The sequence below is a fragment of the Williamsia muralis genome (genome assembly GCF_051487485.1).
GTDB lineage: Bacteria > Actinomycetota > Actinomycetes > Mycobacteriales > Mycobacteriaceae > Williamsia > Williamsia muralis_B.
The window spans coordinates 217,601-243,201 of sequence record NZ_JAHVCV010000007.1 but is presented as its reverse complement, the minus strand read 5'-3'; the positions used below and the strand labels follow the sequence as shown (position 1 = coordinate 243,201).

The 25,601-nt window shown below is 66.8% G+C and carries 22 protein-coding genes; 11 read left to right on the top strand and 11 right to left on the bottom strand.

The annotated features are described in order from the left end of the window. Positions 1-85: 85 nt before the first annotated feature. Both amiA and KXR83_RS20005 read right to left on the bottom strand, forming a co-directional pair. Complete coding sequence (gene amiA, locus KXR83_RS20010) at positions 86-208, bottom strand: streptamidine family RiPP (protein ID WP_023960198.1); 123 nt, start codon at positions 206-208, stop codon at positions 86-88. Between the two features lie 118 nt (positions 209-326). Further along, on the bottom strand, positions 327-1,262 hold the full coding sequence (locus KXR83_RS20005) for an ABC transporter substrate-binding protein (protein ID WP_437426309.1): 936 nt from the start codon (positions 1,260-1,262) through the stop codon (positions 327-329). Positions 1,263-1,293: 31 nt separating this feature from the next. Between KXR83_RS20005 and KXR83_RS20000 the strand changes: the two genes are divergently transcribed. Genes KXR83_RS20000 through KXR83_RS19990 form a run of 3 tightly spaced genes read left to right on the top strand, consistent with a single transcriptional unit; the run spans position 1,294 to position 4,090 of the window. After that, the gene (locus KXR83_RS20000; protein ID WP_437426308.1) at positions 1,294-2,316 is read left to right on the top strand and encodes a FecCD family ABC transporter permease; all 1,023 of its coding nucleotides are present in this window, start codon (positions 1,294-1,296) and stop codon (positions 2,314-2,316) included. Next, positions 2,313-3,308 (top strand): FecCD family ABC transporter permease, encoded by a 996-nt coding sequence (locus tag KXR83_RS19995; RefSeq protein ID WP_437426307.1) that lies wholly within the window; start codon positions 2,313-2,315, stop codon positions 3,306-3,308. The genes KXR83_RS20000 and KXR83_RS19995 overlap by 4 nt, the downstream gene beginning before the upstream one ends. Next, complete coding sequence (locus KXR83_RS19990) at positions 3,305-4,090, top strand: ABC transporter ATP-binding protein (protein ID WP_437426306.1); 786 nt, start codon at positions 3,305-3,307, stop codon at positions 4,088-4,090. Before KXR83_RS19995 ends, KXR83_RS19990 begins: the two co-directional genes overlap by 4 nt. Before the next feature lie 12 nt (positions 4,091-4,102). On the opposite strand, the gene KXR83_RS19985 is transcribed toward KXR83_RS19990, so the two are convergent. Continuing rightward, positions 4,103-4,981, bottom strand: a complete 879-nt coding sequence (locus KXR83_RS19985) for a siderophore-interacting protein (protein ID WP_437426305.1) — start codon at positions 4,979-4,981, stop codon at positions 4,103-4,105. A 461-nt stretch (positions 4,982-5,442) separates the two neighbouring features. On the opposite strand from KXR83_RS19985, the gene KXR83_RS19980 reads away from it, so the two are divergent. Continuing rightward, positions 5,443-6,822, top strand: a complete 1,380-nt coding sequence (locus tag KXR83_RS19980) for a cytochrome P450 (RefSeq protein ID WP_437426304.1) — start codon at positions 5,443-5,445, stop codon at positions 6,820-6,822. 73 nt (positions 6,823-6,895) lie between these two features. Here the strand turns inward: KXR83_RS19980 and KXR83_RS19975 are convergent, their stop codons facing one another. Together KXR83_RS19975 and KXR83_RS19970 are read right to left on the bottom strand one after the other, a co-directional pair. Beyond that, complete coding sequence (locus tag KXR83_RS19975) at positions 6,896-7,060, bottom strand: hypothetical protein (RefSeq protein ID WP_437426303.1); 165 nt, start codon at positions 7,058-7,060, stop codon at positions 6,896-6,898. 335 nt (positions 7,061-7,395) lie between these two features. Continuing rightward, entirely contained in the window at positions 7,396-8,691 is a 1,296-nt protein-coding gene (locus KXR83_RS19970; RefSeq protein WP_437426302.1) for an acetyl-CoA C-acetyltransferase, read from the bottom strand. A gap of 156 nt (positions 8,692-8,847) precedes the next feature. On the opposite strand from KXR83_RS19970, the gene KXR83_RS19965 reads away from it, so the two are divergent. After that, entirely contained in the window at positions 8,848-10,209 is a 1,362-nt protein-coding gene (locus tag KXR83_RS19965; protein ID WP_437426301.1) for a 3-oxoacyl-ACP reductase, read from the top strand. Between the two features lies 1 nt (position 10,210). After that, on the top strand, positions 10,211-11,086 hold the full coding sequence (locus KXR83_RS19960) for a MaoC/PaaZ C-terminal domain-containing protein (RefSeq protein ID WP_437426300.1): 876 nt from the start codon (positions 10,211-10,213) through the stop codon (positions 11,084-11,086). Between the two features lie 81 nt (positions 11,087-11,167). Here KXR83_RS19960 and KXR83_RS19955 read toward each other — a convergent pair whose 3' ends face one another. Both KXR83_RS19955 and KXR83_RS19950 read right to left on the bottom strand, forming a co-directional pair. Next, positions 11,168-11,764 carry a TetR/AcrR family transcriptional regulator gene (locus KXR83_RS19955; protein ID WP_030174971.1) on the bottom strand — a complete coding sequence of 199 codons (597 nt, stop codon included), beginning with the start codon at positions 11,762-11,764 and terminating at the stop codon, positions 11,168-11,170. 106 nt (positions 11,765-11,870) lie between these two features. Then, positions 11,871-13,004 (bottom strand): glycoside hydrolase family 3 N-terminal domain-containing protein, encoded by a 1,134-nt coding sequence (locus tag KXR83_RS19950; protein ID WP_437426393.1) that lies wholly within the window; start codon positions 13,002-13,004, stop codon positions 11,871-11,873. A 221-nt stretch (positions 13,005-13,225) separates the two neighbouring features. Between KXR83_RS19950 and KXR83_RS19945 the strand changes: the two genes are divergently transcribed. The 3 genes from KXR83_RS19945 to KXR83_RS19935 are packed head-to-tail and all read left to right on the top strand — an operon-like array spanning position 13,226 to position 18,179. After that, entirely contained in the window at positions 13,226-13,786 is a 561-nt protein-coding gene (locus tag KXR83_RS19945) for a universal stress protein (RefSeq protein ID WP_116917061.1), read from the top strand. Continuing rightward, entirely contained in the window at positions 13,783-13,983 is a 201-nt protein-coding gene (locus tag KXR83_RS19940; protein ID WP_023960227.1) for a DUF2613 domain-containing protein, read from the top strand. The genes KXR83_RS19945 and KXR83_RS19940 overlap by 4 nt, the downstream gene beginning before the upstream one ends. Before the next feature lie 35 nt (positions 13,984-14,018). Next, entirely contained in the window at positions 14,019-18,179 is a 4,161-nt protein-coding gene (locus KXR83_RS19935) for an alpha-(1->3)-arabinofuranosyltransferase domain-containing protein (protein WP_437426299.1), read from the top strand. Here KXR83_RS19935 and KXR83_RS19930 read toward each other — a convergent pair. After that, a complete protein-coding gene (locus KXR83_RS19930) occupies positions 18,081-19,298 on the bottom strand; it encodes an acyltransferase family protein (protein ID WP_437426298.1) in 1,218 nt (405 codons plus the stop codon). The two genes, KXR83_RS19935 and KXR83_RS19930, sit on opposite strands and share 99 nt — an antisense overlap. Before the next feature lie 131 nt (positions 19,299-19,429). Here KXR83_RS19930 and KXR83_RS19925 point away from each other — a divergent pair, with 131 nt between their 5' ends. Then, on the top strand, positions 19,430-20,968 hold the full coding sequence (locus KXR83_RS19925; RefSeq protein WP_437426297.1) for a DUF3068 domain-containing protein: 1,539 nt from the start codon (positions 19,430-19,432) through the stop codon (positions 20,966-20,968). A 21-nt stretch (positions 20,969-20,989) separates the two neighbouring features. Here KXR83_RS19925 and KXR83_RS19920 read toward each other — a convergent pair whose 3' ends face one another. The 3 genes from KXR83_RS19920 to KXR83_RS19910 are packed head-to-tail and all read right to left on the bottom strand — an operon-like array spanning position 20,990 to position 24,199. Then, positions 20,990-21,970, bottom strand: coding sequence for an LLM class F420-dependent oxidoreductase (locus tag KXR83_RS19920; RefSeq protein ID WP_437426296.1), 981 nt, complete (start codon positions 21,968-21,970; stop codon positions 20,990-20,992). Beyond that, complete coding sequence (locus KXR83_RS19915) at positions 21,967-23,163, bottom strand: polysaccharide biosynthesis protein (RefSeq protein ID WP_437426295.1); 1,197 nt, start codon at positions 23,161-23,163, stop codon at positions 21,967-21,969. The genes KXR83_RS19920 and KXR83_RS19915 overlap by 4 nt, the downstream gene beginning before the upstream one ends. A 22-nt stretch (positions 23,164-23,185) precedes the next feature. Next, a complete protein-coding gene (locus KXR83_RS19910; protein ID WP_437426294.1) occupies positions 23,186-24,199 on the bottom strand; it encodes a DMT family transporter in 1,014 nt (337 codons plus the stop codon). Between KXR83_RS19910 and KXR83_RS19905 the strand changes: the two genes are divergently transcribed. Next, positions 24,198-25,586 (top strand): PLP-dependent aminotransferase family protein, encoded by a 1,389-nt coding sequence (locus tag KXR83_RS19905; protein ID WP_437426293.1) that lies wholly within the window; start codon positions 24,198-24,200, stop codon positions 25,584-25,586. The genes KXR83_RS19910 and KXR83_RS19905 overlap by 2 nt on opposite strands. Positions 25,587-25,601 lie beyond the last annotated feature (15 nt).

Below are 25,601 nucleotides of genomic sequence, written 5' to 3'. Positions count from 1 at the left end.
GCTTCTCATCCGGTCCCGCGTGCCACCCGGGACGTCACTCGAATGGCACGCGGGCTCTTGACACATCAGGTGATGCGGGGACCTATCAGTCCTCGGAATCCTGCGCGTCGTCGAACGGGTTCTCGACGAGTGCGTTGCTGTGGCCCGCGGAATGGGTCGCCAAGCTCACCGGCGCCTGGATGGAACGGAAGAACTCATTGTCGTTCATGAATCTCCTTCGCTTGTAGTGAATTCGGCTGCATCGCAACCGAATCGGTCGCTCATCGAACGACCAGTACTCACGCTAGGCTATTTGACAATCATTTTCAATAGCGTGGCGCCATCCGTCAGGACTTTGCCAACTCGCCCGTCACCTCATCGAGGACAATGCCCAACGACACGGTTCCGCGACCGGTTGCCCATAGGCTCGCCTCGACCTCGACCACGCGGTTGTTCTGTGCTGCCGCGATCGAGGGCCAGATCGGATTCGTTGCCAGTCGCGCCGACAGCGGTTCCGCGTCGTCGCCGGACGAAAATGCCTGCGCGAAGATGACATCAGGGTTGACGCCTGCGATCTGCTCAACCGACACGGTTGCGAAGGCATCGGTACCGGCAGGCCATGGGTAGTCACTGACCTCGGCAAGAAGCGAACCGACCGGCGTTTCGACGGAGTCGACACCGAGACTTCCCGGCTCCCCGTACATCGACAACGTGGTGAGGCCACTGCGGTTCTGGCGCGCGGTTTCGACACGCTCGACAAACGACTGGGCCGCAGCGTCCGCCTCTGCCTGCTTGCCCGTCAATTGCCCTACGGTGCGCAAGAACTCGACCGAGTCCTGCCACGAGGACGGATCGACCAGATACAACGGCGCGGACTCCTCGACAGCTGCTCGCAGCCCGTCTTGTACTCCACCGAGCCCGATGACCAGGTCGGGCTCGGACATGGCGATGTCTTCTACGTTTTCCTCACCGAAGCCGCCGGTGATCTTTCGCATGTCCGCGTCGGGTCCGAAGAACCGCTCATCGAGGGCCAATTCCTCCCGGTAAGCGACGGGGGTGATCCCCACTTCCTTGAGTGCATCGACGCAGATCATTGTCAGACAGGCGATTCGGTCGGCCGGGCCCTCCAAGGTGACCGTGGTGCCGGTTGCGTCGGTCACGACGATCGACTCGGCGGCCGGCTCGTCACTGTCGGTGCCGCAGGCTGCCACCCCCAGTAACGCCAATGCCGATGCGGCCGCGACGAGGCCGCGGGTGGTGGACAGAGCGGTGGACTTGCGCATTCGATCTCCCTTGCAGATGATGTTGAGCGAAATGATAACCATTGTCAATACGACTGCCCAGAGGCGACCCAACCGACGGCTCCTCGGCTCGTTGCTGCTGGGTACGGCCGCGATCGCAGTCGTGGTGGTGGCCGCCCTGTGCGCCGGGGACCCGGTGGCGACGCCACTCGAGGCTTTCGCCGCACTCACCGACGCGTCCGATCCCCTTCACCCTTACGTGGCTGATTCCCGGTTGCCACGAGCCCTGCTCGGGGTGATGTGCGGGGCCGCCCTTGGCCTGGCGGGCATCTTGATGCAGGACGCGATGCAGAACCGCATCGCCGGTCCCGAACTCCTGGGCGTGTCCTCGGGCGCTGCCGTGGTGTTGACCGCGGTGACCGTGCTCGCGCTGCCGGTGGGACTGCACCAGCTGCCGTACGTCGCACTGCTCGGCGCCGCAGTGGCCGGCTCGACGGTGCTGGTGGCAGTGGGAAAAACCCACGACCCCACCACGATGCTGTTGATGGGCTCGGCGGTCACCGCGTTGGCGTCTGGACTCGTGATCGCGCTCGTGAGCCTGGGCACCGAGGGCAACCTGCCATTGCTGTTTCGCTATCTGCTGGGGAGCCTCAGCGATCGCGGCTGGCCACACGTCGCGGTGGTCGCTCCCTGGCTCGTCGTCGCCGTACCGGCAGCCCTGTTCCTGCGGCACCGCGTGGCAGCGCTGTCGCTCGGCGACGATGTTGCGGCAGGCCTGGGCATCAACGTGTTTCGTGCACGGTTGTCGGCGCTCGGGTGCGCGGGTGTCCTGGCCGCGGTTGTCGCCTGCGTGTGCGGCCCGGTGGCGTACGTGGCCCTCCTGGCGCCGCACCTGTGCAGGTGGGCGCTGCGCACCACAAGCGCCCGCCGGGTCTTCTGGCTGACCCCGGTCGCGGGCGCGGTGTTGCTCACCGCAGCCGACCTTCTGTCCCGAATTGCGCTGTATCCCATCGAGATCCCAGTGGGTATCACCACCACCCTGATCGGCGTCCCGACGCTGCTCATCGCACTACGCCGCCAGGACTCGGCGGCATGAGGGAACCGAACCTGCTGCGGCCCCTCCCCCTCCTGGCCGGCGGCGCGGTCGTGCTCGTCGCACTCGTGATGGCGCATCTGATGATCGGGCGTTCCGACCTCGGCGCCGCCGACACCTTTCGGGTGCTGACGGGCACGTCGGATGTCCGCGCACACGAGGTCATCGTCCTCAAGTACCGCCTCCCCCGGGTACTCGTCGGCATGGGTGCCGGTGTCCTGCTTGCTCTCTCGGGCGCACTGCTGCAAGCCGTGATCGGCAATCCACTCGCCGAACCGGGAACCACCGGAGTCGGAGCTGGCGCGGCACTCGGTGTTGTCGTGGCCATACTCGTGTTCCCACAACAGGACATGGCAGCCATCGCATCGTTGGTCGGCGCAGTCGCCGCCGGTGTCGTGCTGTACCTGGTCGGCCGACGCTCACTCGCGGTGGCGGGGATCCTGTTGGGCGCCATCCTCGGGGCAGTCACCTCGTTGCTGCTTGTCGTCGACGCGCAGCCGATGGGTGTGGTGCTCCGATGGCTCATCGGGTCACTCAACGCGCGTACGCAGTCCGATTGGAATGCCCTGTGGCCCTGGGTCCTTGTACTGGTGGTGTGTGCTCTGCTCGCATCCTCGCGGGTCAATGTCCTCTCGCTCGGCGACATCACCGCCACGGGTCTGGGATTGCGCACGGCGCGAACCCGTTTCGTGCTGCTGATGGTCGCGGTGCTCGCGGCCGCAGCGGCCGTCACGGCAGCCGGCACGGTGGCATTCATCGGTTTGATGGCACCACATCTGGCGCGCATCCTCGTCGGCGGCGACTACCGGGATCTGATACCCGTCAGCATGGTGCTCGGGGCAATCGCTCTGTCGGCCGCGGATCTCCTGGCCTTCAGCATCACACTCGATCTGCCCGGGAGTGGCCCGGCAGTCACCGGCCTCCCGGTCGGCGCCGTCACCGCGTCACTGGGTGCGCCGTACCTGATCTGGCTCGTCCGAAAGGAACGCAGATGAATCAAAGTCCGCCGCTGCTCGAGGGATTCGACCTCGAACTCGGCTATCGCGGACGTGCCGTGGTCGACGGCCTGAACCTGCGAATCGAGTCCGGTACCGCAACAGCCCTGGTGGGGCCCAACGGCTCGGGCAAGTCCACGCTGCTGATGGCTTTGGCCCGGGTACTCACCCCCCACCATGGCGAGGTTCGACTGGACGGTCAACCCATCGCCACGCGCAAGACGGTCGACGTTGCACGCAGGCTCGCGATCCTTCCGCAGACCTCCACGATCCCGGCAGGATTGCGAGTTCGTGAGCTGGTGGAGCAGGGCCGGTATCCGCGGCTCGGTCCCCTTGCCATACTCAGTCGCCGCGACGACGAGGTGATGGCCAGGGCGATGTCGATGGCGGGAGTGACGTCGATGGCCGAACGGCGCCTCGATTCGTTGTCGGGCGGTGAACGTCAACGGGCTTGGATCGCGATGGCACTCGCCCAGGACACGGGCGTGCTGCTTCTCGACGAGCCGACCACGTATCTCGACATCCGCCATCAGATCGATCTGATGGAACTGATCGTCGAACTCGTTCGCGCACATGACAAAACGGTTGTGATGGTGCTCCACGACGTCAACCAGGCCGCGCGATACTGCGACCGGATCGTCGCGATGCGCGACGGCACGATCATCGCCGACGGTCATCCGGACGAGGTGCTGACCGCCGACCTGTTGCACACGGTGTTCGACGTACGCGCCCGGATCAGCCGTGACCCGGTGTCGGGGCGGCCGATGTTCACTGCGGAATGAAGTGCGGCGAGATCAAAGCCCAGCGCGTTCGAGCGCGTCGTCGAAGATCTCCGAAGCCACCTTTTCGCTCTTGCCCTCGGCGAGAGCTGCCGCGTACACCGCGTACAGCTCGCCACCGACCTTCTCGAACCTCTTGGCCCAGGCCTCGCCGTCGAATCGCCAGTAGCCGATGATGTCGCACTGATCGGCCTTCCATCCGAACTGTTTACGGAAGTGCTTGCGCACAGTCCGCGATGCCTTCGCCTCGGCGGCGAACCAGCAGTACCCGCGGCCCTCGGGATGACCGAACCGCTCGACTGCCTCGCCGAGTCGGCTGTCGCCGTAGCCATTTCCGCTGCCGATCAGACTGATGAGGTCCACGTTGTCGCGCCGGGGCAGATAGTCGAGGTCGGACTCGTCGACAACCTCCACGATGGCGGTGACCCGGGTCTGGGCTGACAGTCCTTCGATGATCCGGGCGAGCGCGGGCAGTCCCGCGAGGTCGGCGACCAGCAGTTGCCACTCGGAGGTTGCCTCAGGGCGGTACCAGCCGCGAGCGTGTGACATCCCGACTTCGTCGCCGACCCGGGCACCCTGCGCCCACAAGGTGGCGACGCCATGGTCGTGGACCACGAAGTCGACGACCATCGTGTTGGCAGTCCGATCGACGGAGCGCACCGTGTAATTGCGACCCTCCGGCGGGGTCTCCTGGTCGTAATAGCCCCAGACACCATCCCGGTTCTCCATCGCCGGGGGCCGGCCGCCACCAGCGGTCGGAAAGTAGATGCCGACCACTTCATCCGCAAGATCAGGCAGTTCGAGGACGGCCACGTCAGGTACGGAGAAAACGATCCGGCGGAGCCGCGGGTTCAGCTCGGTGTTCTCGACCACCCGCGCATACGAAAATCCCATGCGGGGAAGGTTACCCTAACCAACCGTTGATGGGCAGCCGCGATCTTCATCCAGGACGTTCTGCTGGATTGCCGCGAAGGCCGTGGCGCATGACGGACACAGCGTGTGGTGGTCGCTCACCGACCAGCCGTTCACGGTGGCCACGGCAGCAGCGGCGGCCGGGCCAGCAAATCTTGAGGCCGCGAGCTCGAATCCGCACCACAGGCACAGGATCGATGACGAATCCCCACGCATCAGACAGTCCACCTCGATAAGTCACCCCGGTGAGCCCACGGAATGCGGGCACACAGCGCGTCGCGCTCGGCGAAGTGTGCCCACAACGGCACCACTTCAAACCCCGTCGACCGGGTTTAAGCCCATCAGCAGTGGGAATTCGGCCACCACATCGCGCACAGGCCCAGACCAGCCGTCAGTGGGTCGACTCTGTGAAGTCGAAGCGCTCTTGCCAGAGAGGACCACCCATGACCGAAACGACATCCGCGAACATGTCCGCCGGGCACACCACTCCGGTACCCAGGATTCGCGGCGCCGGTGCACTACGCGTGCTCGCGGAACTCGGATTTGCCGCCATCGCTGCCGGTGTCATCGTGCGCCGACCACTGGTGATGGCCGGGCTCGAGCGTGTGCAGGCCGACTCCACCGCACTCAAGTGCGCGTGCCGACTGCGCGAGCAGTACGGGTCCGGGCCCGTCGAGCTGGTGCTGCCCGGCCGTCGGATTCTGGTGATCCTCGATCCTGCCGACGTCCAGCGCGTGCTCGAGGAATCGCCGGATCCGTTCAATCCGGCGACCCGGGAGAAGAAGGCTGCGCTCAACCCCTTTCAGCCGCATGCGGTTCTCATCTCGGAGGGACATCTCCGTGAGCAACGGCGGCTGGTCAACGTCGCCGCGCTCGACACCCCACGTGAGCTGCACAGAATGGCCGGCACCATCGCGGACGTCGCCGGCCAGGAAGCAGACGTCCTTCTCTCTCAGATGACAGAAGCGGGGTCGATGAGCGCCGACGACCTTGTGATCGCCTGGTGGAAAGCGGTACGGCGGATCACGTTCGGCGATGCTGCACGCGACGACGAGCAGACCACCGACCTGTTGAGAAAACTCCGGGCCGCCGGAAACTGGTCATTCCTGTCACGTCCGCACCCGATGCGACGAGAGCGGTTCATCGAGCGGCTGTACCAGTACGTCGCCGACCCGGCCCCCGGAAGTCTGGCAGCGGCACTCGGCGAGATACCGACAACACCTGCGGTCGACCCCATCGGGCAGATGCCCCACTGGCTGTTCGCATTCGACGCCGCGGGAATGGCGATGAGCCGTGCATTGGCACTGCTGGCCACGCATCCCGAGCAGATGCAGCGGGCGTTGTCCGAGGTCGGATCCGACGACGCGGAGCCGCGCACGTACGACTTCCTTCGCGACTGCATGCTGGAATCGGTGCGGTTGTGGCCCACCACGCCCAGCATCCTGCGGGACACCACAGCCGACACCTATTGGGGCGACGACCGCTCGATGGTGGCCAAAGCCGGTGCCGGAGTCATCATCCAGGCACCTGTTTTCCATCGGGACTCCGAACTGGCGAACTACGCCAACACGTTCGCCCCGGACATCTGGAGCGACGGCCGGGCCGCAGCACGCCCGGATCTGGTGCCCTTCAGCGCTGGACCGGCTCGATGCCCCGGCGAGAACCTCGTCTTGTTCACCACCAGCACGTTCCTGGCCCATCTGCTGCGGGGCGCGCGCTTCACGCTGACCTCCACCCCACACCTGTCGCCCGACGCGCCGCTTCCCCTCACCTTCAACAACTTCGGTCTCCGGTTCGAGGTGTCTGCGCCCTCTGCGGTGTGATCGGGCCTTCCGCGGTGTGATCGGGCTGTGGCCGGGGCCCGCCGGTGCCGAGACGCGGCGGGCCCGGCGGACGTCAGCTCGGGGTGGCGCCGATCAACATCAGCGCCAGCAGTCCGAGCACTGCCGCGACCACCAGATAACCCGACCAGCCCGGCCCGGGTTCGTCGCCGATCGGACGAGTGTGGGCACGGAACGTCGGTGACGTCCATGTCGCCGGCGGCGAGTAGGAACTCATCATCCACCTCCTGATATCTCCCGCCCGACAAGGGCGGCTGACTCACACAGCGAAATTCCAAACGTCAAGAGACAGCTGTTTATTGCGTCCGACGGACGGTTGTAGCCGACGCCACATCGGGAGGCCGCGAGCCTCACTTCGAGAGCGGTACGGGCCGGGTCGACGAGCGACCAGAGGAACCGGCGGATTGTCACACCGGGGAAAATAGGGCTCCGGTTGAGCTACAGGGTCGGGGGTCGTGCAGCTCAACCGGAGTTATCAAGTACTTCGCCGTAGGGGCGCCGGGCGTTACACACCTTCAAAAAAGTTTTTCCAGATGTGCAATACCCGGCGCTCGATCACGCCTCGATGATCGCGGTGACGCCCTGTCCGCCGGCAGCGCAGATGGAGATCAGCGCACGTCCACCGCCGTTCTCCTTGATCTGCTTGGCGGTCTGGGCGACGATCCGGCCGCCGGTGGCAGCAAACGGATGGCCGGCCGCCAGCGAGGACCCGTTCACGTTGAGCTTGCTGCGGTCGATGCTGCCCAGCGCCGAATCGAGGCCCAACCGCTCCTTGCAGTACGCGTCGGACTCGAACGCCGCCAGCGTGCACAGGACGACCGACGCAAAGGCCTCGTGGATCTCGTAGTAGTCGAAGTCCTGCAAGGTCAGGCCGTTGCGCTCGAGGAGACGCGGGATCGCGTAGGTGGGAGCCATGAGCAGGCCGTCGGGCCCGTTGACGTAATCGACCGCGGCGGTCTCGACATCCACGAGGTGTGCGAGCACCGGCAGCTTCTTCTCCGCGGCCCACTCATCGGTGCTCAACAGCACAGCAGAAGCGCCGTCGGTCAGCGGAGTCGAGTTGCCCGCAGTCATGGTGGCGTCGCCGAGGGACGCCCCGAAGACCGGCTTGAGGGTCGACAATTTCTCGACGGTGCTTCCCGGCCGCAGGTTCTGGTCGCGGGTGAGCCCGAGGAACGGGGTGATCAGGTCGTCGAAGAAGCCGCGGTCGTAGGCGGCCGCCATGTTCTTGTGGCTGGCTGCGGCGAGTTGGTCCTGGTCGGACCGCTTGATGCCGAACTCCTTGGCGGTGATCGCGGCGTGCTCACCCATGGACATGCCGGTACGTGGCTCACCGTTGCGTGGGATCTCGATGCCCAGCGACGTCGGGAGTTTTGCGATGGCCTTGAGGCGGTCGACGGTGCTGCGGGCCCGGTTCACCGCCAGCAGCGACTGCCGCAGATCCTCGGATACCGCGATCGGGGCGTCGGAGGTGGTGTCGACGCCGCCGCCGATACCGGCGTCGAACTTGCCCGTCGCGATGCCGTCGGCCACAGCAGAGATGGCCTGGAGACCGGTGCCGCAGGCCTGCTGGAGGTCGAAGGCGGGGGTGTAGGGCGACAACGCCGAGCCGAGAACCGACTCGCGGATGAGGTTGAAGTCGCGCGCGTGCTTGAGCACGGCACCACCGGCCACCATGCCCAGCCGCTCGCCCTGCAGGCTGAACCTGCTGATCAGGCCGTCGAGAGTGGCGGTGAACATGTCCTGGTTGCTGGCCTTGGCGTAGGCCCCGTCTTGCTTGGCGAACGGGATCCGGTTGCCGCCGACGATCGCGACAGGTCGCACGGTACGGGTCTGGTTATTCGATACCACTGTGGATCTCCCAAGTTGTGGATGGCTCTTATGGCGTATTCTTACTCCCGAGTAAGTTCGTTGTCGAGCCGCCCCCGGGATATGCCCGACTCGGGTGGTGCACACAACACACATGCCGTACGCGAGGCGTTCAAAAGCAAAGAAAAGGGAGTGCACGTGTCTGCCACAGGAACCACCGACCTTTACTCGACCATCGTCAGCTCAGGACCGGGCGCGTTCATCGCGAGCAAGGTCGGCTTGCCACAGCCGCCCACGCTGCGCCGCTACAAGGCCGGCGAGCCTCCACTGGCCGGGCCCGTCCTGATCGGCGGCAACGGTCGGCTGATCGAGCCCCTTCGTGAGCTTCTCGGAGACGACTATGAGCTGATTGTGAACAACACGAGTGGTCGTGGAGCAGACAAGTTGGGCGCCGCGGTGCTCGATGCCACCGGCATCACCAAGTCGTCCGAGCTGTCGCAGCTGTTCGAGTTCTTCGCGCCCACCATCCGGTCGGCGGGCAACAGTGCGCGGTTCGTGGTTATCGGCACCACTCCGGAGCTGATCAAGAACCCGAGCGAGCATGTCGCACAGCGCGCGCTCGAGGGCTTCACCCGTTCGCTGGGCAAGGAACTGCGCAACGGCGCAACCGCCCAGCTCGTCTACGTCTCCCCCGATGCCACGACCGGTTTGAGCGGACTGGAGTCGACCCTGCGATTCCTGTTGTCGGCGAAGTCGGCGTTTGTGGACGCCCAGGTCATCCGCGTCGACGAGAAAGATGCTGTTGCCCCGGCCAGCTGGGACAAGCCGCTGACCGGCAAGGTTGCCGTTGTCACCGGTGCCGCCCGCGGTATCGGCGCCACCATCGCCGAGGTCCTCGCGCGCGACGGCGCCCACGTCATCGCCGCCGACATCCCCGCGGCCGGTGAAGCGCTGTCGGCCACTGCCAACAAGGTCGGCGGCACCGCGCTACCGATCGACGTCACCGCTCCCGACGCCGGCGCCAAGCTCGCCGCGCACGCACTCGAACGTCACGGCGGCATCGACATCATCGTCAACAACGCCGGCATCACGCGCGACAAGCTGCTCGCCAACATGGACGACGCCCGCTGGAACGCGGTCATCGGCGTGAACCTGATCGCCCCGCAGCAGCTGGTCGACGACCTGCTCGAGGCCGGCGCACTGCGCGAGGGTGGCGCGGTCATCGATGTGTCGTCCATCGCCGGCATCGCGGGCAACCGCGGTCAGACCAACTACGGCACGTCCAAGGCCGGGGTGATCGGGCTCGTCGACGCCTACGCGCCGGTTCTGGCGGAGAAGAAGATCACCATCAACGCTGTTGCGCCCGGCTTCATCGAGACCGCGATGACTGCGGCCATCCCGCTGGCCACCCGCGAGGTGGGCCGTCGGATCAGCTCGCTGCAGCAGGGCGGTCAGACCGTCGATGTCGCCGAAACCGTTGCATACTTTGCCAATCCGGCCTCGAGCGCGGTGACCGGCAACGTGGTTCGCGTGTGCGGTCAGAGCATGCTGGGAGCGTGACGTGCCGAAAACCATTGAGCTGAAAGGGTTTCCGGCCACTTCCGACATTTATCGTCGCGCGGTGGTCGGAATGTTGCCCGGTATCGGCAAGTCCGGCCCCGTCAAGGCCGACGCGCACCTTCCCGACACCGAACTGGCCCTGTCCGATGTGAAGGTCGACCTCGACCAGCTGCGCGCGTACTGCGCCAGCACCGGTCAGCGGTTCGGCGGCACCCTGCCGCTGACCTTCCCGTTCGTGATGCAGTTCCCGCTCGTGATGGAACTGCTTGTCGCCCGCGACTTCCCGTTCTCGGCGGTGGGTTCGGTGCACGTGGAGAACACCATCGAACGCATCCGCCCGGTCGCGGTGACCGAGCCGCTGAGCATCCGTACACACACGGAGAATCTGCGAGAGCACCGCAAGGGGATGCTGGTCGATGCGATCTCCGAGTTCTCTGTAGGCAACGAGCTGGTCACCCGTCAGACCGCGACGTTCCTCAGTCAGCAGCGCACCAGCTTGTCCGGTGGTGAACGCGGCGAAGCCCCCAAGGACCGTCGTCCGGCGCCCCCGGACGCGACGCTGGTCGCCAACCTTGGCCTGATTCGCAAGTACGCGTCTGCGAGCGGCGACCGCAACCCGATCCACATGAGTGACCTGGGCGCCAAGGCATTCGGGTTCCCGCGGGCCATCGCCCACGGGATGTGGACCGCTGCGCGCGTGGTGGCGAATGTCGAAGGGCAACTGGACGACAAGGTCACCTACAACGTGCGGTTCGGCAAGCCGATCGTGTTGCCCGCCAAGGTGAATCTCTACACCACCCGGACCGGCGACGGATTCGACCTCTCGGTGCTGCATCCCAAGAAGGGGTACCCGCACCTCACGGCGACCATCCGCTGACCCCGAATTGGTGGGTTCGGGCGAGCATTTCCCCTGGTGGGGCTCGCCCGAACCCACCATCTTTGGTCAGGGGCAGCCGGTTCAGGGGCGGTCGCCCGCCAGGCCTTTCCAGCCCATCGAGACCATGAGGTCGGCGGCGACGTCGAGGTCGATGTCGCCCTCGGAGATCCGGTCGGCGACAGCCTCACCGGCCCCGACGAGCGCTACGGCCATCAGCTCGAAGTCGGTGTCGCTGGGGTGCGGGACGGTGGTGCCCCGACGCAGCAGATCGGCGACCATCTCGATCAGCCGGGCGCGGCTCGCGGCCACCAGGCCGGCGAACTTGGCCTGACCGCTGGCGAGGCGGTAGAGCACTCGCCATGATTCGCGGTTGTCGTGCACATAACGCAGGAAGCTGTAGATGACCGTGCGGGCCTGGTCGTGCTGGCGCAGATTGGGGTCGAACCCGGAACTCATCGCCTCGATGAACCGTGCGCCTTCGCGGCTGATGCACGCGCCGAAGAGTTCGTCCTTGGAGCCGTAATAGAGGTAGAGCATCGGCTTGCTGATACTGGCCTGGGCAGCGATCGCGTCCATCGATGTCTCTCGAAAACCGTTGGCGGCGAACACTTGCACAGCGGCGTCGAGCATCTGCTGCTCTCGTACGGCGCGTGGCAAACGCTTCGTTCCTCCGGCCACGACGACCACACCCCCTTTGAATTCAGACGAATGTCACCTTACCAGCCGGTAAGTTCGCCGCGGCCCGTCAAGGGGCCTCGGCGCCCGATCAGCAGTCGAGTTCTGATCAGCAGTCGAGTTCACCCTTGGCACGCAGCACCCGGACCACCGATTCATCGACCTGCTGGGCCGGCAGAGTGCCGGAACCCATCGCCGCAGTCAGTGCGTCGAGCACGGCGGGCACCTTGTCGGTCGAGAGCCACAGGGCGATGTCGGCGCCGGCGCTGATCGCCAGGGTGGCCGCCTTCTCGATGCCGTACTTGGCGCTGATGGCCGCCATGCCTGACAGATCGTCGGTGAAGATCGGACCGTCGAAGGGCTTGCCGCCATATCCCGTGCCGTCGCGCAGCAGGGACATCGCGGGTTCGCTGATGCTGGCGGGGGTGTCCGGACCGGTCAGGCCCGGCACGATCAGATGCCCGACCATCACCGCCACCCCCGGCTGGATCAACGTCCGGTAAGGAACCAGGTCACTGTTCTGCAGTTCGTCGAGATCCGGGGTCGCCACAGTTCCCGTGTGAGAGTCACCGGACCCGTGTCCGTGACCGGGGAAGTGCTTGAACACCGGCATGATCCCCGCGTCCTGCAGACCGTGCGCGTAGGCGTTCGCGTAACGGGTCACCTCTGCTGGGTCGTCGCTGAACGAACGGTCCCCGATCACCTCGTCGTCGGATTCGTCGCTCACATCGGCGACGGGCGCGTAGTCGACGGTGATGCCGAGCTCTTTCATCTGCAGGCCTTGCTCTTTGGCCAGGGCACGCACCTGCTCCACCGTCATCGTCGCGGCCAGTTCGCGCGCCGACGGACTGTCGATACCGAGGCCGGACAACCGCGAGACGCGGCCACCTTCCTGGTCGACCGTCACCATGACCGGCGTCTCGGCCGCCTTCTGTACAGAAGCCACCCCGCCGTCGGACAACATCCCGAGGTCGGTCCAGCTGCCGATGAAGACGCCACCGATCTGCTCCCGGCGCACGATGTCCACTGCATCCTCGGTGCCGGTCACCCCGACGACCAGCAGCTGGGCCAGCTTGCGCCGAGGCGACATCTCGGCCAGTTCCCGTGCGCCACAGGCTGCCGGCACCACCCGCGGTGCGGCGGAGGCCGACGACGACGATGCCACCGACGACGATGACGGGGCGTAGGCCGTGGAGGAACTGAGGCCGCTTCCTCCATCGTCACTGCTGCATGCGGCGAGCATCGACACGCTGACCGCGAGCACCGCGAGGGTGCGGCCGGGGCGATGCCGTCGGCCGCGCGTCGACGCAGGTCGACCGGCTCTTTCAAGCCTTGCGCGAGGTCGGGTCGGGCTGGGCCGGGGGCGAGCGAACATGGCACGAGTGTTGCACGCCGCCACAGTGTGACGTGGGTTACATTGAGCGCTATTCTGAGGCTTACAAGCCCGTACGGGAGGAAAACGCCATGTCCAGTCAGTCCGGTACCGGCAAGCAAGACACCATCATGATCGCCTACGACGGCACCGAGAACGCGGACCGCGCGATCGACTACGCCGGCCGTTTCCTCGCCGCCCACCGCGCGTTTGTGGTCACCGCATGGGAATCGGGTGTGCACCAGAGCGCACGCCTGTCCGCACTCTCGGGAGGCATGCAGCCCGTGCTGCACTCGGTGGTGGACCAGGACATCGACGATGCCCTCCACGAGGATGCCCGCACCCGCAACGCCCGGGGAGTCGAACGCGCGATCGCCGCCGGCCTGCGCGCCGAAGGACGACTCGCCGAGGTCGATTCCACCGTGTGGGGTGCGCTGGTGGACGCCGCGGACACCCTCGACGTCGACATCCTGGTCACGGGCACCCGTGGGTCGTCCGGCCTGCGTGCACTGCTCCACAGCAGCGTCTCCGAGCACGTCCTCAAGCACTGCCACCGACCCGTGCTCGTGGTGCCGGCGGGGTGTGCCAAGCGCCGCGTGGATACCCGCGCCGACCTGCGCACCAGAGCACGGGTGGTAACTTCGCTGCCATGATGAACAACCGCCTGATCGCCGGCGCCGTTGCTGGACTCCTGGGCGTGGTCGTGGCCATCGCGGCGGTATTTCTGGGTGGAGTACTGACGTCCGAGGACAAGCCCGCCACCGACGTGAACAGCTTCAACGCCGACAGCGGATTCGTGAAGGGCTCGGTGGACTACGGCACCAGGGACAACGCCGGAGTCACAAACTGACCAAACGGGGACTGCTTTTTGCAGCTCTGTGGGCGTTGCTGGCGTCATTCGTTCAATCTCCCGGCCTGATCGCCGCCGACACCAAGCTCGACCTGACCGGCGACCCCCTCGCCTTTCTCGGGCGTGCGGCCCACCTGTGGTCGTCGATCGCCCCACTCGGCCAGGTGCAGAACCAGGCGTACGGCTACTTCTTCCCGCACGGTGCTTTCTTCGCGCTGGGGGATCTCCTCGCGATACCGCCCTGGGTGATCCAGCGCCTGTGGTGGGCGCTGCTCTTGTGGGTCGGGTTCGTGGGCTTCATACGCCTCGCCGACGCCCTCGGGGTGGGATCGCGGTGGTCGCGCATCTGTGCGGCCCTGGTGTTCGTCCTGAGCCCGCGGGTGATGACCACCATCGGATCCATCTCGTCGGAGACACTGCCGGTGATGCTGGCGCCCTGGGTGCTCGCGCCGGTGGTCATCGCATTGAACCGAGTACAGCCGACGAACTCTTTGCGGCGCCTCGCCTTCCAATCGGCATGCGCACTGGCATTGATGGGTGCGGTGAACGCCGTCGCCACACTGGCCGCGGCATCGGTTGCCGTGTTGTGGTGGCTGCTGCACACACCCGTTCGTGGTCCGGCCGCCCGTTGGCTCCGGTTCGGCGGCTGGTGGCTGCTGGGTTCCGTCCTTGCCTGCCTCTGGTGGCTGGTGCCCCTGCTCATCCTGTCGCGGGTGAGCCCCCCGTTCCTGGACTTCATCGAGTCATCAAGGGTGACAACCGAATGGGTGTCGCTCACCGAAGTCCTCCGTGGCACCAGCGCATGGACACCATTCGTCTCGCCGGAGCGGGTCGCGGGCGCCGGCCTGGCGACGCAGCCGTACGCGGTTCTGGCCACCGGCCTGCTCGCCGCCGCCGGATTGGCCGGACTCGCGATGCGGTCGATGCCGGGTCGCGGTCGGTTGATCACCATCGCATTCGTCGGCCTGCTCGCCATCTGCCTCGGCTATCCCGGACAGCTCGGTTCACCGATCTCCGAGTCGGTGAGGGTGTTCCTCGACGGTGCCGGCGCGCCACTGCGCAACGTGCACAAGTGGGACCCACTGATCCGCATCCCGCTGGCGCTGGGCATCGCCCATCTGCTGGCCCGGGTGCCGACGCCGGACATCGTCGGCTGGCGCGAGACCGGTCGGGTATTCGCGCACCCGGAACGGTCGCGACCGGTGGCGGCCGCAGTGGTCGTGGTAGTCGCCTTGCTGGCCGCGGGATCGATGGTGTGGACCGCCGGGCTGGCGGCGCCCGCGAGTTATCACGCGATCCCGTCGTATTGGAAAGATGCGGCGACGTGGCTCGATGACCATGGCGCCGACGAGGATCGGCGCGCATTGGTGGTCCCGGGGTCGCCGTTTGCGAATCAGACCTGGGGCCTGACCCGTGACGAGCCTCTGCAGGTGCTCACCGAACAGCCATGGGCAGTGCGTGATGCCATCCCGCTCACTCCCCCCGGCGCCATCCGCGCCCTGGACTCGGTGCAGCGGACCATCGCCGACGGCAGGCCGTCGCCCGGACTGGCCGCGACCCTTGCCGGGCAGGGCATCGCCTACGTGGTGGTGCGGGCCGACCTCGATCCGTCCACCTCCCGTTCGGCACGGCCGCTGCTCGCCCAACACGCTGTCGCGGCATCGCCGGGAATGGTGCCGGTCGCGCGGTTCGGGCCGGACGTCGGACCGAACACCATCGAGGATGTGGTCGCCGACGACGGTCTTCGTCCGAAACTGCCTGCAGTGCAGATCTTTGCGGTCGAATCGACGGTGTCTTTCCCGGGAACGCGGCCCGCGACCGTTCCGCTGTCGTCGATGCCACGGGTGGCCGGCGGCCCCGAAGCCCTTGCGACGCTGCAGAACAACGACGCGCTTGCCGGACAACCGCCGCTCGGGCCGGCCCTGCTCGAATCCGATGCCCGCCGAGCGGGTCTCGCCGAAGGACCCGTGGTGGTCACCGACACCCCCACCGATCGCGAGGTCGACTTCGGGCGTGTGGACAACCACAGCTCGGCCATCCGGGCCCCACAGGACCGGCGCCTGACCCAGAACGCCGTCCCCGATTACCCGGTGCCCGGCCAGCCCCTGGTGCACGGCGAATGGCTACTCGACGGGCAGCCTGGCGAGCTCAACGTCAGCGCGTCCGGATCAGCCTCGGATGCAACGCAACTGGGGCAGAGCGCCCCGGGCAGCTCACCCGCCGCAGCATTCGACGGCGACACCAACACCGCCTGGGTCAGCCGAGGTCTCGACTCTGCGGTGGGGCAGTATCTGCAGCTCGACTTCACCCGCCCCCGCGAGCGCCTGGCCGTCGACATCACCGTCGGCAAGGCACTTGGCCCCGAGGTGGACACCCTGCTCATCACCACTGAAGCCGGCAGTACGGTCGCCACCGGGGTCAAGGCCGGCACACCTGCCACGGTGGTGCCACCGAGCGGACCCACCCGGTGGGTTCAGATCCGGGCCATCGCGACCCAGGACAACACCGGCGGCAATCAGTTCGCGATCTCAGAGGTGACCCTGCGCGACGCGGCTGCTGCCCGCGATCTCCCCATCCGGCATCGGGTGGTGTTGCCGCAGTTGGTTGCCGGACAACAGGTCTCGGGCTGGGTACTCGGACCGGAGCTGCCCGCGCGCGCGGCCTGCGTTCCCGGCCCCGACGCCACCCGCTGCTCGGCGGGGCTGGGTCTGGCGGCCGAGGAGCCAGGCGTGTTCGGTCGGGTGCTCTCGGTACCGACCACGACGTCGGTGGACACCTCGGTCACGGTCACCGCCAATCCGTCGGACGCGCTCAACGCCTTGCTGCCCGGGCTCGGCTCGATAGGCGCCTCCGCGGAATCGGCCGTGACCGATCCGCGGGGCAACGCCACGGCCGCGGTCGACGGCGACCCGACGACCACCTGGGTCGCCCGGGACAGCGGCCCGACGGCCGAGCGACCCACCCTTCGACTCACCCTTCCGACCCCACGCGAGGTCGATGGATTGCGGATCACTGTGCCACCGGGTCAGTTTCCGGCACGCCCGCAACGTCTGGCCATCGACCTGGGCAACGGCAGGCAGGTCCGCGACATCCCCGCCGACGGCACCATCGAACTCGATCCCCATGTCACCTCCACGATCACGATCACCGTGCTGGAGAAGGACGAAGTGCTCGACGTGAACAGTCTCGGATTCGCCGAGGTGTCGCCCACCGGCATCTCGGAGATCGGTGTCCTCGGCGATCCGCAGCCGGCGGCCGACCCGAACCGACGGATCGACGTGAGCTGTGACCAGGGTCCGGGACTCACGATCGCCGGTGTGGCGCAGCGCTTCTCGCTGTCGGCCACGGTTCAGCAGCTGCGTTCCGGCGAGCCCATCCGGGCGACCGCGTGCGGCTCCGACCGGATCACGCTGCCCGCGGGTGAGCAGGAACTCATGGTCAACCCGGGCGATGCGTTCAGCGTCGCCGGGGTGAGCCTCACCGCCGGTCCCACACCACGTGCGGTCCCGACACCGGTGTCCGTCCAGGAATGGGAGTCGATCGATCGCAGTGTCACCGTCGGATCATCAGCCGAGGAACGGGTGCTCATCGTGCCCGAGAGCGAGAACGTCGGCCGGAAGGCACACGCTGACGGACGCGAGCTGACGCCCATCGTGGTGGGCGGTTGGCAGCAGGGCTGGATCATCCCCGCCGGGTACGCCGGCACGATCGACCTCACCTTTCCTCTCGACCGTCCGTACCGGTGGTCGATCGGTGTCGGGCTCGCCCTGGTGGTGCTGTTGTTCGCGATGACGCTCTGGCCCCGCCGAACCACAAGACCTGACTCGCTGCCGGTTTCGCGCCCTCTGCGGGCAACTCTGGCGGGCCCGTTGTTCCTGGGCGCCGCCGTGTTCCTGTTGACCGGGCCGATCGGGTTCGCGATCGCTGCCGCGGTCGCGATCGCATGGACCACGGTGCTCATCACCCACCCACGGCTGCGCCTACGGCGGAGCGCACCCGCGTGGGTGGCCGCACTGATGATGGCCGCGACGTTCGGCCTCGCCGCCGGACCTTGGCGGTCGTCGCTGGGGTACAACGGCTGGGACTGGTGGGTTCAGCTACCGGCTGTACTGGCCTTGGTGATCCTCGCGTGGAGCGCCATCGCCGTGCCGCGGTGGCTGATTCGGCTCCGGGTGCGCCGCCGCCGTCCTACCTGATCTGTCCTCCCACCCACGCAGCCACCGCCGCGCGGGATCTTCGAGCCACGAGTAGCTGGCGGCCGAGATGCCGATCGTGAGGAGCACGGTCAGGGCCCACACCGCAGGCATCGACCCGGAGAACGGGAGGACCCCCGCCAGAGGGAACACCGCCGACAGCACCACCAGATGCCAGATGAACATCGAGTAGGACCACCGGCCGAGGGCCTGCATCGGCCCGGAATCGAGGATGCGGTGCGGTCGCTGCTCAGCGAGCACCAACGGGCCGAGCAACGCGAAACCCAGCACCGCGCCGAGGACGATCTTGACGGCGAACTGCCACGGGGCCAGTGGGGCCAGACCGGTGGGCCCGGCGAGCTCGGTGCACGAGAGTGCGAAGGCCCCGGCCGCGACCACGGCCATGACAATCGGGCGCGACCCAACCCGGCTCAACACTCCGCCTGCGGGTACGACAACCAGTTCGGCGAGCACCAGTCCGGCGATGAACCACGGCATGTGACCCGGAAGCCAGTTCTTGGCCTCGACACCTTGTGCGAGCGGGAGCTGTTCGGCCACCCACGCCCAGGCCAGACAGATCACCGCGACCGACAGCAGGACCGGTACCCGCCACCGCGCCCGCGGACCACGCAACCACACCAGGAACCACGCGAACAACGGCAACAGCAGATAGAAACTGACCTCGACCGACAGACTCCACATCTGCGTCAATCCGGCCGTCAGCGTCAGCGGGACGTACACCTGGGTGAGGGTGAGATTGGCCAGCCACACCGTCGCGCTTGCGGGGCGCGCGTCCGGGAGCAGGCTGAGCACCACCACCACGACCACCACGTATGCGGGCCAGATCCGGAGAACGCGGTGACGCAGGTACCGCGCCAGCCCGGGCACCCTGGCGGTCGGGTCATGGGCTGCCGCGGCATGCGGCCGCCACAGCAGGAAGCCGGAGAGCGCGAAGAACAGCGCCACCGCCATGTCGAAGCGGCCCCAGACCGCGCCGAGTACGTCGTCGCCCACCGAACCCGTCTGGAAGGCGACGTGAGTGGTCAGCACACCGATGGCCGCCAGCGCCCGCATTCCCTCGAGCGCGGGGACGAAGCCCTTGGCCTGCTGATCCGGACGCATGATCAGCCAATGTACCGGTGGCCGATCGTGTTGCGCCCTGTCCTGACGTGCCCGTTCCAGCCGACCTCGGCTGTTAGTCTCGCAAGAAACCACCAGCTGCACCGATCGAAGACCTGAAGGAGAACCGACGTATGGCTACAGGGCCTCGGATGTCTGCCAGAGACCTTGCCGGACCAGTCGCGATCTTCCTGGGGGCTCTGCTGTTGGTGGCCGCCATCGCGCTACCCCTCTATTACGTGGGTACGTTGAAGAAGACGCCGATGGACCTCGACATCACCAGCGTGTCGGACAGTCAAGCGCAGCAGGGTGTCTCGGGCAGCGATGCGCTGCCCGCGAAGATTTTCAACCGATGCTCTCTGGAAGGCCCCCGCGCCGAGGTCTCCGACGCACACCTGACCGACCAGCAACGCGTGCTCGTGGTGGACCCGGCCGATGCCGACAAGGTCACCTTCCAGGCAGGCAATTCCGTCCGCATCGACTCGTACACCGATGGCGACGAGACCGTCACCCCGCCCGCCGACGGAGCCGACTCCGGCTGCATGAGCTCACTGCTCACAGCCACGCGTGACCGCATCACCACCAACCGCGAGACCGCCGAGCCGCAGATCAGCGGTGGCGGACAGAGCGAGGTGCAGGTCGACGCCGGCGAGAACAGCGTCAGCCTCCCCGACCGCAAGGGCCTGCAGTACCGGTTCCCGTTCGGCGTCGAGAAGAACGACAGTTACCTCTACTTCGATCTGCCGACTCGCACCACCAACCCGTTGACCTTTGTCGACGAGCAGGAAATCCAGGGCGTGAAGACCTATCACTTCACCCAAGAGGTTCCCGAGATGGATCTGAGCACCCTGACCGACGCCAACGATCAGCAGCTCGCCGGAACCTCGATCGACCAGCCTGCCGGTTGGTACGGCGGATTCCCGGGTTCCCGGAACAACGACCGGCTGCCTGCCTCGTTGATCCAGAAGACCACTCGCGACCTGTACGTCGATCCGGTCAGCGGAACGATCATCAACGAGCGTGAGCACGTCCAGCAGTACTTCAAGCTCAATGTCAGCGAGGACTCCCCGCAGGAGATGCTCGACTATCAACTGACCGCGCTGGACGTCGTCTTCTCGTACAACCAGAGCACCCAGGAGCAATTGGCCAGTGACGCCAAGAGTCTCGACGATCCGATCAAGCTCTGGGGTCGCTGGATCCCGATCGTGATCGGAATCCTCGGCGTCCTACTGCTGGCTGCAGGCGTGTGGTTGCTCCTGCGCGGTGGACCGAAAACCCGTGCGACAGCTACAGATTCGCCGTACGACCCGAACGAGCAGCAGCGCACCGATCTGATCGGGCAGTACCGGGGCGACGACCGCGGCAACGTCTATCCCGCCGCCGGGGCACCGATGGGTTCGCATGAGCAACAGCCCTACGACCCGGATCAGACCCGCCAGATCCCCGCTGTGCGCGACGACCGTGGGGACGGTTTCGCCGAGGTCGGCGACCACTACCCGTACATGGATCAGCAACGAATCGGTGATGACGGTTCGGCGCAACAACCGCAGACGGGCGACCCGGGCTGGACCACGCCCCAGCAATCCGACGTACCCCAGTCCGACATGCCCCAGTCACAGGATGATCCGCTGCGCCGCAATCGCGACGAGCCCTGGCGCCGGCCCGGCGAATAGTCCGGCGGGCCGGCCTCGGTCCTAGGCGAACAACGGGGACAACGCTTTTCCGGCCAGTTCCACCATTCCGGGGACGTGACCGTTGGTGACCATGTTGATGGTGACGCCGTCCACTCCGGCGTCGATCACGCGTTCCTTGATCTGTGCCGCGACCTCGTCGGGCGAACCGACGAAGAACCTGCTGTTCGCCTGCGCCCATTCCTCGTCCGTCGCGGTGGCGCGGTCAATTCCCCTGGCCTTCAGCAGATCTGCCGCCTGAGCGCGGGCCTTGTCGCCATCGGGATCGAGAATGACAAAGGCCAGGAAGCTGGTCTGGATCGTCGACCGGTCGCGGCCGGCTTCCTCACATCGCTTCGCGAGTGCCTCGAGCTTGCGAGGCAACTCGTCGACGCCGGCGATGATGTTGAGGTGCTGCGCGTACCGGGCAGCGAGGCCGAACGTCTTCTTCTCGCCGCCTCCGCCGAGCATGATCGGGATGTCGGTGCGCAACAGCGGTGAGGTGCGGGTGCCGTGCGCCTGGTACCACTTGCCATCCAGCTCGGGTTTGCCTCCGCGCAGCATCGGTTCGATGATCTGCAACGCTTCCTCGAGTCGTTCGAAGCGTTCGGTGAATGTGCCGAACTCGTAACCCATCTCGTGGTGTTCGAGTTCGAACCATCCGGCACCGAGTCCGAGGATAGCCCGGCCCCCGCTGACCACGTCGAGCGTGGTGATGGTCTTGGCCAGCATCGCGGGATTGCGGTAGGTGTTGCCCGTGACCAGTGTCGACAGGTTGATCGTCGACGTGGCCGTGGCGAGGGCACCCAGAGCGGTGTAGGCCTCGAGCATCGGCTCGTCAGGGGCTCCGATGCCGGGCAGTTGATAGAAGTGATCCATCACCAAAACGGTGTCGAAGCCGGATCTTTCGGCTTCTTGCGCTTGCGCGATGACCGTGGGGAACAGCTCTGCGGTGCTGCCGGGGTAGGAGAAATTGGGGATCTGATAGCCGAGGCGGATGCTCATGCATCCACAGTACGACCGCGGTCTTGCGTGCGGGTGACGCTCAGCGCAACCAGCGTCGACACCGTTCCGACCACCGCGCAACTCGCAGCGATCACCGCGAGCGTGACGATGCTGTCTGCGACGGTGACCACCAGCACCACCTCGATGGCCAGAACCGCCCAGCTCAGCAGGCCGATCCAGGTGCGGTCGCGCGCGATGGCCGCCAGGAGGCCCACCTGCAGCACCGACAGCGCGCTCCCGGTGAGGGCGAACAACCAGAGGATCGGGGCGACCGGCCGGTAGTCCTCACCGGCGATCACCGGAACCAGTGGCCCGCAGATCGCCGCACCGACCACCACGGTCGCGGCGATGGCGGTGAGCCACCCGACCGCGGTACGCAGGGCGCCGGCCGTCTTCGCGACGTCGGCGAGTTGTGGGTACAGCACCACGCCGATCGCCTGCGGCAACCAGAACGCCGCCTTCGTGGCGATTGTCCCGAGCGCGTACACCCCCGCGTCGTATTCACCGAGGATCGGCCGGGCGGCGAGTAGATCCACCGACGACAATGCGATCAGCACAAGCTGCACCTGCGAGGCGTGCAGCACGAGCCGCAGCGCCAAACCCTCGGATATCGCGCTGTCGGCGGGCTTGTCCGCCAACACGATCAACCAGATGACAGCGGCGGCGACGGCTGCGCCGACTGCGGTTGCGGTGAGGGCACCGGCCGCGCCCGCGCCGACCGCCAACGCGACCACGCCGGGAACGGTGCGGGCCACACCCACACCCGCCAGCACCCACGACAGCACCGAAAACCGTTGTCCGCCCTGCAATATCCCCTGGCCGGCGGCGATCAGAACCAGAAGAGGTGCGGTGGCGAAGGCTGCGATCGTGGCCGCCAGGCCGGTATCGGCCACCGCCATCACCACCGGTACGGCAACGGCCGCGGCCACCAGTACCGCCGCTGTGGTCCGCAGGGTGATCGAGATCAGGTCGGCGACGGCACGCCCTCTCACGACCTCCCGGGCGATCACAACCTGCAGAGCCAACGCCGGGACACCCAGCACCAGCATCGCCTGGAGCAGCACCGCGAACTCGCCGTACTCCGCGGGCGACAACCAACGGGTGGCCGGCAGGTGGATGAGGTAGGCGCAGATGTTGGCGACCATCGTGCCGGCGGCCACGCCACCCACTCCCGCCATCGCACCCATCGCCATGGGTTCAGTCTCGCAGGAGCGATCAGCGGCGCAGGGAGACAGGCTCGTTCACATCAGGTGCGACGGCCGCCGGCACAGGTGGGGCGGCGCGCGCGGCTTCGCGGAACCGCGCACGCTGCGCAATCCACACGAGCAGGCCCAGCACCACACCGACCGGGTAGATCCACCGGTCGAGGTGTTCGCCCAGCAGCAGCGCCGACCACGCGATGGTGAGCAGTGGCTGCACCTGCTGGATCTGGCCCACGCGGGCGATACCACCGCGGGCCAGCCCTCCGTACCAGGCGAAGAACCCGAGGAACTGGGAGATGACCGTGATGTAGAACATCCCGATCACCACCGGGCCGGTCAGCGAGAACGAGCCCGTCGCGGCGGTGAGCGCGCACAGCGGAACCGATATCGGCAGCAGCAGCACCAACGACCACGAGATGCTCTGCGCGCCGCCGATCCGTTTCGCCTGGGTTCCGCCGACCGCGTATCCGAACCCGGCACTGACCGTCGCGAGCACCATCCACAGGTGACCCCAGCTCAGCGCGAATCCGGACAGCGTGTCAGGACTCGTCGAGACCAGGAACGCGCAGAGGACAAGCACGCCGGCACCGGTCGCGGCCCAGAAGAGCCACGGCAGTCGTTCTCCGCCCAGCAACGCCGCAAATGTGGCGGTCATGGCCGGCAGCAGCCCCAGGATCACCGCACCGGTCGCCGAGTCGATCCTCTCCAGCGCCAGCGAGGAGAACAGCGGGAACCCGACGACCACACCCAGACCGGAACACAGCAATGCGGCGAGGTCGTGCGGGGCCGGACGCTGCGCCCCGACGATCCGCAGATACGCCAGCGCGAGCAGCCCGGCCAGCGCCGCCCGCCAGACCGTGACCCCCACCGCATCGATTCCGGCGACGGCGAGTTTGTTGGCGGGCAGCGAGAAACTGAAGGCCAGGACACCGAGACCACCCAGAAGCACGCCGGCGTGAGCGGACGACTTTCGACGTCCGTTATCTGCTATCGCCGAAAACCGCGAACTGTTATCGTTGATCTTCATGTACAACGATAGCGGAGTATCGGTCTTGACCGAAAGTCTGCGTGCCCTGATCACCCAGAGCACGCCGGGCACCCGGCTCCCGTCGGTACGGACGCTGCAGGAGCAGCACCGCGTCTCGCCCAACTCCGTGCAGCGGGTTCTGCGCGATCTCGCCACCGAAGGTCTCGTCGACGTCAGACCGGGAGCCGGATCCTTTGTCGCAGCCGCGGCGCCACCGCGCTCGCCGGCCGACACCTCGTGGCAGGAGTCGGTACTGGGCGCCCGGATGCCGCCCGAGCTCTCCCGCACCCTCGACCTGTGGCGTGTCCCCGGATCCGAGGTCGTCCGGCTCAAAGGCGGGTATCTCGACGACGAACTGCTGCCTCATGCCGCACTCGACGCCGCCATGACCCGGGCGATCAAACGTTCCCGGAGCTGGGGCCGCTACCCCATCGAGGGCAGTCCGGAACTGCGCCGCTGGTTCGCATCCGAGATCGACGGCATCCACGCGTCGGAGGTGATCGTGACCGCCGGCGGGCAGACCGCACTGTCGGTGGCGGTTCGCGCGCTGATCCGGCCAGGAGAATCCGTGATCGTCGAGAGCCCCACGTACACGGGGCTCATCGCTATCGTGCGCAGTCATGGCGCCGAGGTCATTCCCGTGCCCATGGATTCGGAAGGAATCCGGACCGACCTGCTGGCCGACGCGATCAGCCGCACCGGCAGCCGCCTGCTCGTCGTGCAGCCTGCGTTCGCCAATCCGAGCGGGGTGACGCTGGCCGCGCATCGCCGCAGACAGATCATCGAACTGGCCGAACAGCATTCGCTGTTCGTGATCGAGGACGATTACGCGCGGTATCTCGGCATCGATGGTGACCCGCCCCCACCGTTGACGGCACAGGATCCCAATGGCCATGTGGTGCACATCCGTTCGCTCACCAAGCCCGTCGGGCCCGGGATGCGGGTCGCTGCCCTGTGCGCTCGGGGACCCGCATTGGCGCGCCTGCGTGCGGCCAAGATGCTCGACGACTTCTACGTGGCCGGCCCGGTGCAGGAGGCCGCCGTCGAGTTCCTCAACTCTCCCTCGTGGCCCCGGCACAACCGGCAGGTGCGCCGGGCACTCGGAGAGCGCAGGGATGCCCTTCTGGGGCACCTGGGCCGGCTGATCCCAGAGATCGAGGTCGCCGCGGTGCCTCGTGGCGGCATGCACCTTTGGGTACGACTCCCAGACGGGCTCGACGATCGGGACGTGGCGGCAGCCGCTCACGCCGAGGGCGTCATGGTCGGCGAGGGAACGCCGTGGTTTCCCGCCGAATCCGACCACTCTCACCTGCGCCTGACGTTCGGGGAGACGCCGGTGCCCGTCATCGGTGAGGCCGTCTCCCGACTGGCGAAGGTGTTCCGTTAGCGCTTGTTAGGGTCC

Excerpts from the sequence above, each read along its gene's own strand:
- amiA (WP_023960198.1), bottom strand. The coding sequence starts at position 208 with ATGAACGACAATGAGTTCTTCCGTTCCATCCAGGCGCCGGTGAGCTTG.
- KXR83_RS20005 (WP_437426309.1), bottom strand. The coding sequence starts at position 1,262 with ATGCGCAAGTCCACCGCTCTGTCCACCACCCGCGGCCTCGTCGCGGCC.
- KXR83_RS20000 (WP_437426308.1), top strand. The coding sequence starts at position 1,294 with ATGATAACCATTGTCAATACGACTGCCCAGAGGCGACCCAACCGACGG.
- KXR83_RS19995 (WP_437426307.1), top strand. The coding sequence starts at position 2,313 with ATGAGGGAACCGAACCTGCTGCGGCCCCTCCCCCTCCTGGCCGGCGGC.
- KXR83_RS19990 (WP_437426306.1), top strand. The coding sequence starts at position 3,305 with ATGAATCAAAGTCCGCCGCTGCTCGAGGGATTCGACCTCGAACTCGGC.
- KXR83_RS19985 (WP_437426305.1), bottom strand. The coding sequence starts at position 4,981 with ATGGGATTTTCGTATGCGCGGGTGGTCGAGAACACCGAGCTGAACCCG.
- KXR83_RS19980 (WP_437426304.1), top strand. The coding sequence starts at position 5,443 with ATGACCGAAACGACATCCGCGAACATGTCCGCCGGGCACACCACTCCG.
- KXR83_RS19975 (WP_437426303.1), bottom strand. The coding sequence starts at position 7,060 with ATGATGAGTTCCTACTCGCCGCCGGCGACATGGACGTCACCGACGTTC.
- KXR83_RS19950 (WP_437426393.1), bottom strand. The coding sequence starts at position 13,004 with ATGCTCGCCGCATGCAGCAGTGACGATGGAGGAAGCGGCCTCAGTTCC.
- KXR83_RS19945 (WP_116917061.1), top strand. The coding sequence starts at position 13,226 with ATGTCCAGTCAGTCCGGTACCGGCAAGCAAGACACCATCATGATCGCC.
- KXR83_RS19940 (WP_023960227.1), top strand. The coding sequence starts at position 13,783 with ATGATGAACAACCGCCTGATCGCCGGCGCCGTTGCTGGACTCCTGGGC.
- KXR83_RS19930 (WP_437426298.1), bottom strand. The coding sequence starts at position 19,298 with ATGCGTCCGGATCAGCAGGCCAAGGGCTTCGTCCCCGCGCTCGAGGGA.
- KXR83_RS19925 (WP_437426297.1), top strand. The coding sequence starts at position 19,430 with ATGGCTACAGGGCCTCGGATGTCTGCCAGAGACCTTGCCGGACCAGTC.
- KXR83_RS19920 (WP_437426296.1), bottom strand. The coding sequence starts at position 21,970 with ATGAGCATCCGCCTCGGCTATCAGATCCCCAATTTCTCCTACCCCGGC.
- KXR83_RS19915 (WP_437426295.1), bottom strand. The coding sequence starts at position 23,163 with ATGGCGATGGGTGCGATGGCGGGAGTGGGTGGCGTGGCCGCCGGCACG.
- KXR83_RS19905 (WP_437426293.1), top strand. The coding sequence starts at position 24,198 with ATGTACAACGATAGCGGAGTATCGGTCTTGACCGAAAGTCTGCGTGCC.
- KXR83_RS19910 (WP_437426294.1), bottom strand. The coding sequence starts at position 24,199 with ATGAAGATCAACGATAACAGTTCGCGGTTTTCGGCGATAGCAGATAAC.